The organism is Sphingobacterium thalpophilum, assembly GCF_901482695.1.
In the GTDB taxonomy this organism is placed as follows: Bacteria; Bacteroidota; Bacteroidia; order Sphingobacteriales; family Sphingobacteriaceae; genus Sphingobacterium; species Sphingobacterium thalpophilum.
In genome coordinates, this window is the sequence record NZ_LR590484.1 from 4117502 (window position 1) to 4131277 (window position 13776).

Below are 13776 nucleotides of genomic sequence, written 5' to 3' on the forward strand. Positions count from 1 at the left end.
CAAAATTAAATTTTTAAAATACTAATCGATATGTTTTTTTAGGGAAAAATTATTTCAAACTATCTAAATAGATTTTAAGTTGTTTTAAATAAGAAACATACACTTTTTTGCTATTCTCTAATTTTCCCAAATTCCGAATGCCCCAATAGCCCGACAAAACGAAGATGGTTACCTGTTTCGCATTTACGTCCTCGCGGATGGCGCCGTTTTTCTTGCCTGTTTCGATGGTGGCGGTTATTGCCTTTGTCCATTCCTGGGTTAATTCATTCAAAGCCTTATTAAATTCCGAATTCCACGGTGTCATTTCTTGTGTAAAATTGGATGCCGGACAACCATACTCGACTTTCAGAAATTCATTTTCCATCAATAGATTATCCATTAGGTAGTAAATGGCTTGTAGCGGATTTTCTTCTATTTGAAGCGGTTCAATAAAACTGTTTGCCAGTGTCGGTTTTAGAATTTCGTTTATGATGGCGACCCCCATTTCGTCTTTGGTTTTGAAATGGTAATAAAATGCGCCTTTCGTTACTTTTGTCGTGGCGATAATGTCGTCAATGCTTGTCGTTTGGTATCCCTTAACATAGATTAGCTCAAACGCTTTCTGTAAAATCATCAACCGTGTTGCTTCTGCCTTTTTCATCTATTTATCGTCTATTTATGCTCAGATTGAATTGTTCAAACTTTATAAAGATACCATTTAGTACTTTCACAAAGGAACGAAAAAATGTCGGATGATTATCAGAAATTCTAGCCCTTACTATTCAGTGAATTACTTTTGAATAGTCGATTTCATTTTTCTTTTCTTTGTTATCCAACCCATATAAACTGACGTTTAGAAAAAGCGAAGCGGAATTATCAATAAAATTCTAAATCTGATTTACGCCAAAGTGATTAGTGAGGAATTGGATAAGGCGGTGGAGGAGTATTTTTTAGTTCACAATAACCCTTTAGCAATTCTCCCCAACTGTTTCAGTTTGTTATCTATCTGTTCCGACCAGCGTTGTCCGTAGCTCAACCGCATACAGTTAGTAAACTGGTTTTGCAATGAAAACATCCTGCCCGGAGCAATACTTATTTTTTGACGGATAGCCAGATCATACAATTCCGTAGTATCAATTCTTTTGTCCAGTTCTACCCAAAGCATAAATCCGCCTTGCGGTTGGCTTATTTTGCTTCCTTCCGGAAAATACTCGGCAACAGCCCTGGCAAATTGCAGACTGTTGGCGTGCAGCTCAGTTCTCAATTTCCGAAGATGATGTTCATACCTGCCTTTTTCAAGGAAGTTGGCAATAGTTTCCTGTGTGATGGTCGTAGAAGAAACGGTATGAATGAGTTTCTGATGAACTATTTTATCTTTAAACTTTCCCGGAGCTAACCAGCCCACACGATAACCCGGAGCTAATGTTTTTGACACAGAGCCGCTCCAAAGAACCAAACCTTCCTCGTCAAATGCTTTACAAGGCTTAGGGCGGCTGTTCCCAAAATATACATCGCCATACAAATCATCTTCTATGAGCGGAATACCTCGTTCCGAAAGCATTTTTACCACTTCCATTTTATGCTCATCGGGCATACAGCTTCCCAACGGATTGTTGAAATTAGAAACCAGAATACACGCTTTTATTTTGGACAGGACTTTTTTTAGAGCATCAGGCTCAATTCCGGCAACAGGATGTGTTGGTAATTCAATAACTTTTAATCCCAAACTTTTAGCCAGCTGCAATATGCCGAAATAAACAGGACTTTCAACGGCTATCGTATCGCCTTTCTGTGTAAGTGCCATCAACCCGAATGAAATGGCATTCATAGCCCCGGCAGTCGTAACAATATCGTCTTCACTTAAATTTCCGTTCCAGGTATAAGTCAATCGGGCAATATCCCTGCGTAATTTTCGGTTTCCCTGAATTTCTTCGTATTCCGTACCGCTTCCTGTGAGGTCACGCATCGCATTAACTAACTCTTTATTGAGCTTTGCAATAGGAAGCAATTCGTTTTCGGGAACGCCCAAAGAAAACCTGGTAACATCTTTATTACTTAAAGTTGAATATACTTTGGAAATCAGTGTTTCTACACTTTCAGATTTTGCCTGATTAGAAGGGGTACTCACGGAAGGCACAGACAAATATGCAGGCTTGTAACTCACATAGTAGCCGGACTGTGGTCGGGAAACAATCAGGCCATTGGCTTCCAACTCCAAGTACGCTTGTATGGCTGTGTTCATACTCACACCATATTCTTTATGCAGCGTACGTAATGACGGCATCTTATCACCTGTTTTCAGTGTGCCGTTTTTGATTTGTTCCGATAGAGAAGCGGAAATTTTTTGATACAATACTTCTTTCATTGCTTAATAACTGTATCCTGCAAAATTACAAAAATTGTATCTGTAACCATATGTTTTTTCTTCCTTATTTTGCATTATAAATTATCAGATTGCTATGAGCAGTAATAAAAATATGTTGGCTTACGGAGCTCTTTTTGTCGTTTGTTTGGTATGGGGAACGACTTACTTTGCTATCCGTATCGGAGTGCAAACCTTTCCGCCATTCTTATTTTCGACAATTCGGCAAGTACTAGCCGGAGCAATTTTACTGTTTGGACTAAAGCTCACAGGAAATCTGAATTTGAATAAATCGGATGTATTATATCAATCTGTTCCGGGTGTATTAATGGTTGCTTTGGGAAATGGTGTTATCGGTTGGTGTGAACGCTATATTTCAAGCGGACTGGCAGCATTGATATTATCACTCATTCCTGTTTTTGTGGTTGTCATCAGCTATTTGTTTGGGTTTGACAGGAGAAAACCACATTTATTAATTATCGTGGGATTGATATTAGGCTGTTTGGGTATTGTACTGATTTTTCGGGACAATCTAAAAGACCTTGCCAATCCTGCCTATTTTAAGGGAATGTTAATAGCCTTCGGAGCTTGTCTGGCCTGGGCTTCGGGGAGTGTATTTGCAAAATACAAAATCCCGAACAGTAAGAACGTGTTACAAAATGCTGCATTGCAATTGTTTTCGGGAGGAATGGCCTTGTTTGTATTCAGTGCTTTTTTGGATGATTATTCAGAGTTAAAAACTGTAACGACATCCAGTATTTGGGCTTTGGTTTACCTGATTGTAGTGGGTTCTGTCATTGCGTATTCTGCTTTTGTGTATGCTCTGAAACATTTGCCGATAGGCATTTCATCCCTGTATGCATATATCAATCCGTTCATTGCCATTATGCTCGGATTTCTATTCCTGAATGAGAAACTAACCGGTATCACTTTATTGGCTTTGGTCGCTACTTTAAGCGGTCTGTATTGTGTCAATAGAGGTTATCAGAAAATGTCAAAAAAATGAGAATAGAGCGAACGGTTATAGCCGACATTCCAAAGGTGGAAAAAATATACAGCGAAGCAAGAGCCTATCAATTTCAGCAAAGCGGATACGGTTGGCCTGTTTTCAGTAAATCATTTATTGAAAAGGAAATTACAGAGAAAAGGCACTTTAAAGTCTTAGATAAGGATGATGAAATGGCAGGTGTATTTTCCATAGTAAAAGCCGAACCTATTATTTGGAACGACAAGGACGGAAAGGAAGCCATTTATTTACACCGTATGGCGATACGCAATTCATACAGAGGAAAAAATATAGCAAAGAAAGTAGTGGATTGGGCTATGGTTGAAGCGTGGAAAAATAAGAAGAAATTTATCCGGATAGATACCTGGGCAAACAATAAAGCATTGACCGGTTATTACCAAAAATTAGGATTTGAATGGATAGGTAAAAGACAGTTGCCGCCACAGAGTGATTTGCCGGAACACTATAACAATATTGAGGTCAATTTATTTGAGATAAGATTATGAAAATGATAACCATAGAAAATTACTGTCCGGAATGGCAAACCTATTTTGAAAAATTCAACCGGGCGTGGATTGAAAAATATTTTGTGTTGGAAGATATTGACGAATACGTTCTTTCCAATCCCGAAGAAGCGATATTAAATGACGGAGGAAAAATTTTGTTTGCCGTTTATAGAGGTAAGGTAATCGGAACTGTCGCCTTGAAAAAAGTAGATACGGATACAATGGAATTGACCAAAATGGCGGTGGGTGAAAATTATCAGGGCATCGGAGCAGGAAAAATGTTGTGTCAGGCAGCTATTGACAAGGCAAAAGATTTGAGCGTAAAAAGACTGGTACTCTACACACAATCCGCATTGAAACCGGCGTTGGGTATTTATAGAAAATTAGGCTTTACGGACGTTACTATTGAACAGGGAAAGTACAAACGGGCAGATACTAAAATGGAAATGATTTTAAATGATAATCTTCTAAACAACCAATATCCCATTCGAAAATACAAAGAGCCAGAAGTAATCACCGAAGAAATGTGCGCATCATACATTGATGTTATTGCATTATTTCCCGGAAATATAAAATCAGCGGTAATGGGTTTAGACGACAAACAATTAGATACACCCTACAGGAAAGGAGGTTGGACTGTCAGGCAGGTTGTTCATCATTTAGCGGATAGCAATATCAATTGTTTTGCCCGCATCAAATTTGCATTGACGGAAGATAATCCGATTATTAAACCGTTTGCAGAAGAAAAATGGGCGGAGTTACCAGACGCGAAACATATATCCATTTTGCCGTCATTAAGCATTTTAGAAGGCATTCATGAACGTTGGACGATACTTTTAAAAGGTTTAGAAAAACCATATTGGGACAGAACGTTCTTTCATCCGGAATTGAATAATTGCCAGACTATTGCTGAGGCTATGGCAAAATACAGTTGGCATTGCAATCACCATTTGGCACAAATCAAAAATCTGAAAAAACAAATGCAATGGAAATAAGCAATCAGGTAATTGAAATAAAAACGGGCTTTGAAAATATGGATATTAATGCCGTCCATCAGTTTTTGAGCAAGGAAAGTTATTGGGCAAAAGGCATTCCGTTGGAAACTGTAAAAACGGCGTTGCAAAATTCTTTTTGCGTAGGATTATTTGAAGATGAAAAACAGATTGGTTTTGCCCGATTGGTAACGGATTATGCCACTTTCGGCTATTTGGCAGATGTTTATATTTTGAAAGAATACAGAGGTAAAGGATTATCAAAAATGATGATAAAACATCTATTGGAATTGGATTTTGTGCAAGGGCTAAGAAGGACATTATTGGCAACATTAGATGCTCATTCGCTTTACCGTCAGTTTGGATTTGAATCTCCTGAAAACCCGGAAAGATTGATGGAAATAAAAAGAAATAACCTATATAAAGACGCTTAGACTATGAACGATGAAAGAAAGACACAGCTATTGGAAAGTTTCAAAACAGTCAATCAAAATAAAAGGATATGAATACAGACTTTGCAAAAGAATGGCTTGAGGCCTGGAACAGCCACGATTTGGATAAAATAATGGAACATTACAGCGAAAACATTGATTTTGTTTCTCCAATTATTCAACAAATGGGAATAAACGCAGAAGGTAAAATTTCCAACAAAACTGATTTAAAGGATTACTTTTCAAAAGCCCTGCAAAAATACCCCGACCTGCACTTTGAATTGTACCACGAACTCAAAGGAGCTAATTCAACCGTATTGTTTTACAGAAGTGTCAATAATTCCTTTTCGGCAGAATATATGGAATTGAATAATGACGGGAAAGTAAGTAAAGTGAGAGCACATTATAAGTTTGATGAATAAAAACGTTGTCTATGGAAATGAATTGGAACCGTTCGGCTTTACTGATTATCGATATGCAAAATGATTTTGCAAAGCCTGACGGTAATGCCTATATCGACAGAACGAAGGATGTGATAGAAAATGTGGCATATTTGGCTGACACATTCAGGAGAAATCAATTGCCAGTTCTACATATTGTGAGATTATATCTTAAAGACGGAAGCAACGCCGAACTTTGCAGGAAAGAAGTCATCCGACAAAGTAAGGCAATGGTCATTCCGGGTAGTTCCGGAGCTAAAATCGTACAAGAGCTTTTGCCTAAAAATGTCGAAATGTATGAGGATAAAAAATTATTGACCGGCAGTATTCTACAGCTTGCTCCTTTTGACTTTGTGGCTTACAAACCACGCTGGGGTGCATTTTATAAAACAAACTTAGAGGCTTGGCTGAAAAATCGCAAGATTAATTCATTGGTAATTGCAGGTTGTAATTTCCCGAACTGTCCACGCACAACAATATTTGAAGCAAGTGAAAGAGATTATCGTTTGGCTATTGTTCCCGAAGCGATTTCGCAGATCTATCCCAAAGGGATAGATGAATTAAAAGGAATTGGAGTAAATGTATTGGAGCATAGTGTTTTGAAAAAAGAATTGGAAAATGGAAAGTAAGCTATTCGTTATAACCGGTGGCCCCGGAGCAGGAAAAACAACCTTATTAAATGCTATGAAGTCAGATGGATATAATATCGTTCCGGAAGTAGCCAGAACGATTATCCGCAAAGAAACAGCACTAAACGGTGATGCTTTGCCTTGGAAAAACAAACAACTTTATACCGATAAAATGATAGGAGCTTCCCTTTTAGACTACAACAGAGCAACAGCAAGCCAGCCAAATGAAATTTGCTTTTTCGACCGGAGTATTTTGGATGCCGTGTGCTATGCGGATATGATTGGTTATGCACTTTCAACAGAAACTATGAAAAAAGTGCTGAATTGCTCATATAATCCTAAGGTATTTATCCTGCCACCCTGGAAAGAAATTTATCAAACAGATAATGAACGGAAACAGGATTGGCAGGAGGCAGTACACACCTATTTCCAAATGAAAAGCACTTATGAAAAGTACGGTTATGAAGTTATAAACGTGCCGATAGGTAATATCAATAAAAGAAAAGAATTTGTATTAACCCAAATAAAATAGAGAAATGGACAGCTATTTAGAAAGTATCAAAAAGCAATTCCTGTATTACAAAATGCTTGGAGAAAAAGCAATGGAACAATTACAGGAAGAACAATTATTCTGGCAGTATAACGGGGAAAGCAATAGCATTGCTATTCTAGTCAATCACATTGCTGGAAATATGCTATCCAGGTTTACCGAATTTCTGACCACAGACGGAGAAAAGCCCTGGCGAAACCGGGATGCGGAATTTACCAATCCGTTTCAGAACAAAGCTGAATTAATGGAGCATTGGAATAAAGGTTGGGATTGTCTGATGAATGCTTTAAACCAGCTTACGGAGGCAGATTTAGAGAAAATCATTTACATCCGAAATGACGGCCATACGGTTACCGAAGCCATTAACAGGCAATTGGCTCATTATCCTTATCATATTGGACAGATGGTTTTCATAGCCAAAATGCTGAAAAATGAAGATTGGAAAACCTTGTCCATAGCAAGAAACAAATCAGCAGATTACAACAGCCGCAAGTTTTCGCAGGATAGAGACAGGCGGCATTATACAGATGATTTATAAAAAAGAAAGTGATATGATTATCAATACAAAGAATACAAAACATTATCAATGGGGTAATAATTGTCAAGCCTGGACTTTTATACAATCTGAAAACGTTATTGTCAAAGAAGAATTAATGCCACCACATACGGAGGAACAGCTTCATTTTCATAACGAAACGGAGCAGTTTTTCTATATCCTTGAAGGTAAAGCCACATTCTTATTAGAGAATGAAAAGGTTTCTTTATTAAAAAACGAGGGGATTAAAATTTCAGCAAAGCAAATACATAAAATAAGTAATGAGAGTTCCGGAGAATTACGTTTTTTAGTGATGTCTTTTCCGGGAAATATGAATGACCGAGTTAATATCCAACATTGAACTTGATTGAATGATGCCAAAACGTTATCAAATAAAGCAAGTTGTTCAATTTCCTGAACTCACGACCGTTCCAAAAGAGCAGTTCGAGAATGCTTTGTTTGATATTTTGCAGGAAGATGTGGTGGATAATGCTTACTGTCAGGTACTCCTCAATACCTCACACTAAAGTAATCAGCGAGGAATTGGATAAGGCAGTGGAGCAGTATGTGAATTAAAACTAAACGGAAACATTTATTGCTAACTTTGTGACATAGAAAATTGAATATGGACAATCGTTTTACCGACATCATAAACCTAATTCAGAAATCCCGAAGCAACGCAATAAAGGCGGTTAATATTGAGCTGATAAACCTGTATTGGAATGTTGGGGCATTAAACAAAGATTATCCGTTGCAGATTGGGGAGATAAAACGGTTGATGAATTGGCAAATTTTATTCAGCAAAACAATCCCGAACTGAAAGGATTTAACCGCAGAGGGCTTTACAGAATGATACAATTTTATGAAAGCTATGCCGAAACGCCAATTGTGCCATCAGTGATGACACAATTGCAAAATACTGAAAATCAATTAAATAAGATTGTGTCCGCAGTTAGGACAGAATTTCAATTTCAACCCCAAGACATTAGAAATACGCTCTTGGCTCAAATCAGTTGGACACATCATCTTACAATTTTTTCACGCTGTAAAACCGAAGAAGAGCGGGAGTTTTATTTGCGTATGACTGCCAAAGAACATTACAGCGTTCGGGAGCTTGACCGCCAAATTTCCGCAAGTCTTTTTGAACGCACAATAATAGGTAATACAAAACTCTCAACACTGTCGAAAGAATTAAATAACCCGTTGTGCATTATAAGCGCTATTTTGTCATCCTGAACGTAGTGAAGGATCTAAAAATCATATCTTAACAAGATTTTAGATGCTTCGGCAAGCCTCAGCATGACAATAGAGGCACTTCTGTATCAAAATGCACAACGGGTTTAAATACTAATATAACAAACACTTTCAAAGATAGTTATGTGTTTGAATTTCTAAACCTGCCCGAACCACACAGCGAAAGCGATTTACAAAAGGGCTTAATCAAACAGATGAAAAACTTTATCTTGGAGTTAGGTAGGGATTTTCTGTTTATTGATGAAGAATACAAAGTTCAGGTAGGCAATAGCGATTTCTACATTGATTTATTGTTTTATCATCGTGGTTTGCAATGTCTGGTGGCATTTGAATTGAAAGCCGAAAAATTCAAACCCGAACATTTGGGACAAATCAATTTTTATTTGGAAGCATTAGACCGGGATGTAAGAAAACCCAATGAAAATCCGAGCATTGGGATTTTGTTATGCAAGGGCAAAGACAGTGAAGTGGTGGAATATGCATTGAGCCGTTCCATTTCGCCGGCATTAGTTTCAGATTATCAAACCCAATTGCCCGATAAAAAACTACTGCAACAGAAACTACACGAGCTGTTTGAAAATCATTCCATCGAAGAATAAATATTATTGTTCTTGTTGCAATTACTCAGATTTATGCCAAAGTGATTAGCGAAGAATTGGATTTATAGGAGGTTAGTTTCTTTCAGTTTAATAGTAGCGATTAAAAGTAGTATATCATTTCATAAAAACGGCTTATCTGGTTGGTAAGACATTTTCTATTTACAGCGTATGCTTAGGAGCATTTTACTGGCTCATCAATATTTCTTAAATTTATACTTGTGAAATTAAAAATGTGAGGATATGGTTGCATCATTGGTTATAGGGATAATATTCTTGGTTGCAGGCTTGGGACTTCGTTATTGGATTAACCGGAGAAAGTTTTACAGGCGCAGCCCTATGGGAGCAGAGGGTTTCTCATCTTATGAAAGTTCGGTTTTCATTAAATTGATTGAAAAGGTTGGCAAATGGATAGCTTAGGGCCTGATAATATTCGGGCTGTTGTCGTTGTGGGTTTATTCCCGTGAGAAAAAAGATAATGAAACAAAAATAGCACAGACTGAAATACCAAGATAAAAACTGACAGGTAAACGTTTCCTGAAAGCTATTATTTTATAACAAAAAGGGTTGGTTAATTTTTACCAACCCTTTTTTAATTGAAAAACTGTTTTACCAAGGAATTTCTCCTGTTGCCGGATTAGTTTCTTCACTAAAAAATTTACCGGTCGGGCCATCATTATCAATCAGGACGTATTTGATTATTCTATTGGCAGCAACACTGACTTCTCCACCATTAAAGAATGTAAAATCGGTTTTCGTAAGTCCGGGACAAATGGCATTTACTTTAAAATTAGTATCACGCAGCTCATATGCTAACTGGATGGTGTACATATTTAGAGCCGCTTTTGATATTGCGTAAACTCCGTATTTAGCATAGCTGTAGGCAGGCCATTCTGGATTACTTTGCAATGAAAGAGACCCTACGCTGGTACTCAAGTTGACTATTCTTGGTTCTGAGGATTTTTTGAGCAGATCTATAAAAGCTTGTGTAACGTTTGCTGTACCTGCCAAATTTGTTTTAAATGCATTCAGGTATTCGTCACTTGTGGCTTCCAGTACGGTGTAAGGATCACTTCCTCCATTGATACCTGCGTTATTGATAAGTACATCCAAAACCGAAACCTTGTTGCCTATTTCCTCTCGTGCCGTCCGTACCGAGGCAGGGTCAGTAACATCCAGTTCTACGGCTTCTACATTTGAAAATCCTTCTGCATTAAGTTTCTGAACTGCCTGTAAACCGTTCTCGATATTACGGCTTCCAATAAATACGAAAAATCCCTTTTCTAAAAGCTGTCTGGCAGTTTCAAAACCGATGCCTTTGTTTGCTCCTGTAATTAATACTGTTTTCATATTTTGTAATATTTAAATTTCAATACAAAATTGAGGTATTAGACAATGGCATCATTTACCAAATGGTAAAAAGTGCATCAGCGGATGTTTTTCCGTATTCTGCTAAGAGATTGTTGTGTAATTCCTAAATAGGAAGCTATGTATGATAATGGAACACGGTTGGTCAATGAAGGATAATTTTCTAAAAATTCAAGGTATCTTGTTGTAGCGTCCTGCGAAATTACCGGGCCTTTTCTTGATTTTTGGTACATGCACAGCTGCACCATTTTATTTTTAATATTGTCCCAACCCACGATAATATGGGATAGTTCTTCCCAATTCTTCTTTGAAAATACGATAAGACTGCAATCTGTAACGGCTTGCAAGTACTCTGAAGATGAAGCATTCGCCTCGAAGTTGACATAATCACATACCAGGCTGTTTTCGCTTATGAAACAACGGGTAATTTCCTCGCCTTTATTATTGTAATAACAACCGCGAATAACTCCTTCTACTATAAATCCAACCTGCTTTGGAATTCTCCCCGCCTCAGAAAAATAATCCTCTTTTTTTAATTGCAGGATTTCTCCCTTACTTATTACAAGATCAATTTGCTGCTTGTTAAGATTTCCAAATTGCAGAATATATTCAATCATTTCTTCCATGTATGCAAATTAAAAATAATATTACTTGACATATTTACCATTTGGTAAAAAATGGACTTTAAGAACTCATTATCACTTGGTAAAACACTGTCAATAAGTACTCTTGTTCAGCCAAACAATGACTTCCAACGCCAATGAGTACAACATATAAAAATACAGCAAAATCCCTTCATAGATTAGACTTCCTTAGCAAAATGAAGCAAAATAATGGAAGGAATAGGAATACAAAAATACGTACCGGAAGGAATGAAGAATAAGCTGAAAGCAATTTTGGAACTAACCGAAAATGCAACGCAAAAATATCTTTCCATTTTCAAAGAAGAGCAATGGCTGGACAACCAAGAAGTGTGCCTGATGATGAACATTACCAAGCGGACTTTACAGACCTACAAAAGCAAAGGACTTTTACCGTATTCAAAACTGAACCGCAAAAATTATTATAAACGCTCGGATGTACAGGCTTTGCTCGAAGCCGGACAGTACTACCCAAAATGGATTTATTCACGAATGATAGTGACGAAATCGTTGCACATCAGGAAATGATAGCGCAATTGCGAAATCGTATCGAACAAATATTAAGAAACTACCGTCCTGTAATGAATGGTGAAATATATCTTTCAGGCGAAGACGTGTGCAAGCTGTTACATATCAGCAGACGGACTTTACAGCAATATCGTGATGACCAAATACTCCCATACATCCAGATAGGCGGCAAAATCACTTTTAAGCAAACCGACCTTTTACGGATACTTGAACAAAACTATGTCTGCAAATGGACAAAAGAACAAGTAACGGATTTCGAGCAATCATATTTCTATATCGAAACGAGTTTAGTATCTTTGCTTTTAGAAAATATAAAAATACTTAAAGTGTTTTTGCTTTAAGTCTCGATACTAAAAACTGGTAATTTTTAAACCCCGAGACAATAAGTAAGGACGCTCACGTTATGGCGTGGGCGCTCGCTTATTCGGGGTTCGGCGTACCAGTGCCTTAGTATCGGTAAGTAGTTGCCTGCGCTTTTTTTATCATAAGCGCAGCCCTTTTGAAAATGCAATGGAGGAAACTGCAGGGTGCGAGCATTTGACAAAGGGGTTCTTCCATTTTTCTCAAAAAAGACTGTTCAGACCCGGGGAGGATCTGTCTTTTTTGCTCGACCGAATTTTTGGAATTTGACGGAATACAACATCGAACTCCAAGACTAAATTCTGCCATTGCTCTTATCTATCAGAATAACAGCAGATTACAGGGTAAAAAAATGGGACAAGTCTATCGTTTTTAGACTTGTCCCAAGAAGTGATCCCGCTGGGATTGGCTCAGCCCCACAGTTCCCGCGCACATCCCTGAGCCTCCATCGGATCGAACCCGGCCGGCCCTTCTTTCGAATCCTTAATACCGTTAAAACAAAAAAGCCAATCTTGCGATTAGCTTTTCTCTTGTGATCCCGCTGGGATTCGAACCCAGGACCCATACATTAAAAGTGTATTGCTCTACCAGCTGAGCTACGGAATCCTACTTCTTTTATTTTGAACTATTGTTCCTTGTTTGAAGTGATGCAAAGATAGGAGTAATCCATGTTTTTCACAACTATTTGGAGAATAAAAATGCGTTTAAACAGTTTAGGCCTTCATTTTTAGTCTTTTATTTTTTTACGGTTACGAGAGAAACTCCCTATCTTCGTCGGAAAGTCCGGGGTTGTGCTCCGGATAGTCATCAGCAGAATAATCCGTATTTCCGACAAGCGGAGCCTGTGTTTTCCTTTTTCCCCCTTTTAAAAGAAAGGCAAATAACATCCCAAGGATAAAAAACAATAAAAGTAGTTTCCAGAGTGCGATTTGTGTCTTGACAATAAGACCTACGCTCACTTCCTGCGTGTTTTGAGCACAAATGAGTGTGATAACAACTGATAAAGCGATTAAAAGTATTTTGCGCATAGTTCTGGATGATAAATCTATGTCCTAATTATACTGCGAAGATATGGAATATGCCCTTTGCCACAGACTGTTTATGTAAATTTATCCCGAGACGAGAAAACAAGCACCTAGGTTAGCAACATGGCCTCCGGATGCCTGATCAATTGCTGGATAGATGTCTTTCCGTTTAATAATTCTTCGTAAAACGGCGCTGGGACCATAATTTTAAAGGTTTTTCGGGTTGTCTTGATTAAGAAAAGTGCTCCATGTACGACTTGCTTATCATCAATGATAAGTGTATGTTGGCTGAACGGTTGGTTTCCTATTCTCTCTTTTTCGATGAGCTTAATCAGTTGCTGCATATATCATTAATTTAGCCAAAATTACCAAATACTTATCATTTTTTAGTCTTTTTCTAACGGCCAAAATTTTGCAATAATTTAGTGCTTTCGGAGCATCGTTGCCTTTTTGTTGACTATAATCGTTTTAGCATAAGAAAGTTAGCAAGGATACCCGCAATCGATTGCGTATTTTGATTTGCTAAAATGTACGGGTTTAGTCGATTTGGTTTGCTAAAATGTAGTTTACTTTT

At 37.8% G+C, this 13776-nt stretch carries 20 protein-coding genes and 1 tRNA gene; 14 read left to right on the plus strand and 7 right to left on the minus strand.

Annotated features, from left to right (window positions below; translation table 11 throughout):
- Nucleotides 1–49: 49 nt before the first annotated feature.
- Nucleotides 50–640, minus strand: coding sequence for a TetR/AcrR family transcriptional regulator (locus FGL37_RS17035; RefSeq protein ID WP_028071596.1), 591 nt, complete (start codon nucleotides 638–640; stop codon nucleotides 50–52).
- 294 nt (nucleotides 641–934) lie between these two features.
- Entirely contained in the window at nucleotides 935–2344 is a 1410-nt protein-coding gene (locus tag FGL37_RS17040; RefSeq protein ID WP_028071595.1) for an aminotransferase-like domain-containing protein, read from the minus strand.
- Nucleotides 2345–2438: 94 nt separating this feature from the next.
- Between FGL37_RS17040 and FGL37_RS17045 the strand changes: the two genes are divergently transcribed.
- From FGL37_RS17045 to FGL37_RS17095, 12 genes are all read left to right on the plus strand, one after another.
- Complete coding sequence (locus FGL37_RS17045; RefSeq protein ID WP_051607254.1) at nucleotides 2439–3347, plus strand: EamA family transporter; 909 nt, start codon at nucleotides 2439–2441, stop codon at nucleotides 3345–3347.
- 35 nt (nucleotides 3348–3382) lie between these two features.
- Entirely contained in the window at nucleotides 3383–3853 is a 471-nt protein-coding gene (locus tag FGL37_RS17050; protein ID WP_160169540.1) for a GNAT family N-acetyltransferase, read from the plus strand.
- Entirely contained in the window at nucleotides 3850–4848 is a 999-nt protein-coding gene (locus FGL37_RS25790; protein ID WP_081817979.1) for a YfiT family bacillithiol transferase, read from the plus strand. Before FGL37_RS17050 ends, FGL37_RS25790 begins: the two co-directional genes overlap by 4 nt.
- The gene (locus FGL37_RS17060) at nucleotides 4839–5279 is read left to right on the plus strand and encodes a GNAT family N-acetyltransferase (RefSeq protein WP_037534167.1); all 441 of its coding nucleotides are present in this window, start codon (nucleotides 4839–4841) and stop codon (nucleotides 5277–5279) included. The genes FGL37_RS25790 and FGL37_RS17060 overlap by 10 nt, the downstream gene beginning before the upstream one ends.
- 68 nt (nucleotides 5280–5347) lie before the next feature.
- The gene (locus FGL37_RS17065) at nucleotides 5348–5698 is read left to right on the plus strand and encodes a nuclear transport factor 2 family protein (protein ID WP_028071591.1); all 351 of its coding nucleotides are present in this window, start codon (nucleotides 5348–5350) and stop codon (nucleotides 5696–5698) included.
- Nucleotides 5699–5709: 11 nt separating this feature from the next.
- Nucleotides 5710–6345: a cysteine hydrolase family protein gene (locus FGL37_RS17070; RefSeq protein WP_051607252.1), complete on the plus strand. Its 636-nt coding sequence runs from the start codon at nucleotides 5710–5712 to the stop codon at nucleotides 6343–6345.
- The gene (locus FGL37_RS17075) at nucleotides 6335–6877 is read left to right on the plus strand and encodes an AAA family ATPase (RefSeq protein ID WP_028071590.1); all 543 of its coding nucleotides are present in this window, start codon (nucleotides 6335–6337) and stop codon (nucleotides 6875–6877) included. Before FGL37_RS17070 ends, FGL37_RS17075 begins: the two co-directional genes overlap by 11 nt.
- Nucleotides 6878–6881: 4 nt before the next feature.
- Complete coding sequence (locus FGL37_RS17080) at nucleotides 6882–7433, plus strand: DUF1572 domain-containing protein (protein WP_028071589.1); 552 nt, start codon at nucleotides 6882–6884, stop codon at nucleotides 7431–7433.
- A 13-nt stretch (nucleotides 7434–7446) separates the two neighbouring features.
- Nucleotides 7447–7791, plus strand: coding sequence for a cupin domain-containing protein (locus FGL37_RS17085; protein WP_028071588.1), 345 nt, complete (start codon nucleotides 7447–7449; stop codon nucleotides 7789–7791).
- Between the two features lie 10 nt (nucleotides 7792–7801).
- Nucleotides 7802–7957 carry a hypothetical protein gene (locus FGL37_RS25405; RefSeq protein ID WP_160169539.1) on the plus strand — a complete coding sequence of 52 codons (156 nt, stop codon included), beginning with the start codon at nucleotides 7802–7804 and terminating at the stop codon, nucleotides 7955–7957.
- A 190-nt stretch (nucleotides 7958–8147) separates the two neighbouring features.
- On the plus strand, nucleotides 8148–8666 hold the full coding sequence (locus FGL37_RS17090; protein ID WP_262709467.1) for a DUF1016 N-terminal domain-containing protein: 519 nt from the start codon (nucleotides 8148–8150) through the stop codon (nucleotides 8664–8666).
- A gap of 116 nt (nucleotides 8667–8782) precedes the next feature.
- Nucleotides 8783–9283, plus strand: a complete 501-nt coding sequence (locus tag FGL37_RS17095) for a PDDEXK nuclease domain-containing protein (RefSeq protein WP_081817978.1) — start codon at nucleotides 8783–8785, stop codon at nucleotides 9281–9283.
- Between the two features lie 606 nt (nucleotides 9284–9889).
- Here the strand turns inward: FGL37_RS17095 and FGL37_RS17105 are convergent.
- Both FGL37_RS17105 and FGL37_RS17110 read right to left on the minus strand, forming a co-directional pair.
- The gene (locus tag FGL37_RS17105) at nucleotides 9890–10630 is read right to left on the minus strand and encodes an SDR family NAD(P)-dependent oxidoreductase (protein ID WP_028071587.1); all 741 of its coding nucleotides are present in this window, start codon (nucleotides 10628–10630) and stop codon (nucleotides 9890–9892) included.
- A 77-nt stretch (nucleotides 10631–10707) separates the two neighbouring features.
- The gene (locus FGL37_RS17110; RefSeq protein WP_028071586.1) at nucleotides 10708–11274 is read right to left on the minus strand and encodes a Crp/Fnr family transcriptional regulator; all 567 of its coding nucleotides are present in this window, start codon (nucleotides 11272–11274) and stop codon (nucleotides 10708–10710) included.
- 207 nt (nucleotides 11275–11481) lie between these two features.
- Here FGL37_RS17110 and FGL37_RS17115 point away from each other — a divergent pair, with 207 nt between their 5' ends.
- Together FGL37_RS17115 and FGL37_RS26130 are read left to right on the plus strand one after the other, a co-directional pair.
- Entirely contained in the window at nucleotides 11482–11817 is a 336-nt protein-coding gene (locus FGL37_RS17115; RefSeq protein WP_138096906.1) for a helix-turn-helix domain-containing protein, read from the plus strand.
- 53 nt (nucleotides 11818–11870) lie between these two features.
- Nucleotides 11871–12158, plus strand: a complete 288-nt coding sequence (locus FGL37_RS26130; RefSeq protein ID WP_232048789.1) for a helix-turn-helix domain-containing protein — start codon at nucleotides 11871–11873, stop codon at nucleotides 12156–12158.
- A gap of 552 nt (nucleotides 12159–12710) precedes the next feature.
- Here FGL37_RS26130 and FGL37_RS17125 read toward each other — a convergent pair.
- The 3 genes from FGL37_RS17125 to FGL37_RS17135 form a co-directional block, all read right to left on the minus strand.
- Nucleotides 12711–12783, minus strand: a tRNA-Lys gene (locus tag FGL37_RS17125).
- A 143-nt stretch (nucleotides 12784–12926) separates the two neighbouring features.
- A complete protein-coding gene (locus tag FGL37_RS17130; RefSeq protein WP_028068856.1) occupies nucleotides 12927–13205 on the minus strand; it encodes a LapA family protein in 279 nt (92 codons plus the stop codon).
- A 107-nt stretch (nucleotides 13206–13312) separates the two neighbouring features.
- Nucleotides 13313–13546, minus strand: a complete 234-nt coding sequence (locus FGL37_RS17135; protein ID WP_028068855.1) for a hypothetical protein — start codon at nucleotides 13544–13546, stop codon at nucleotides 13313–13315.
- Nucleotides 13547–13776 lie beyond the last annotated feature (230 nt).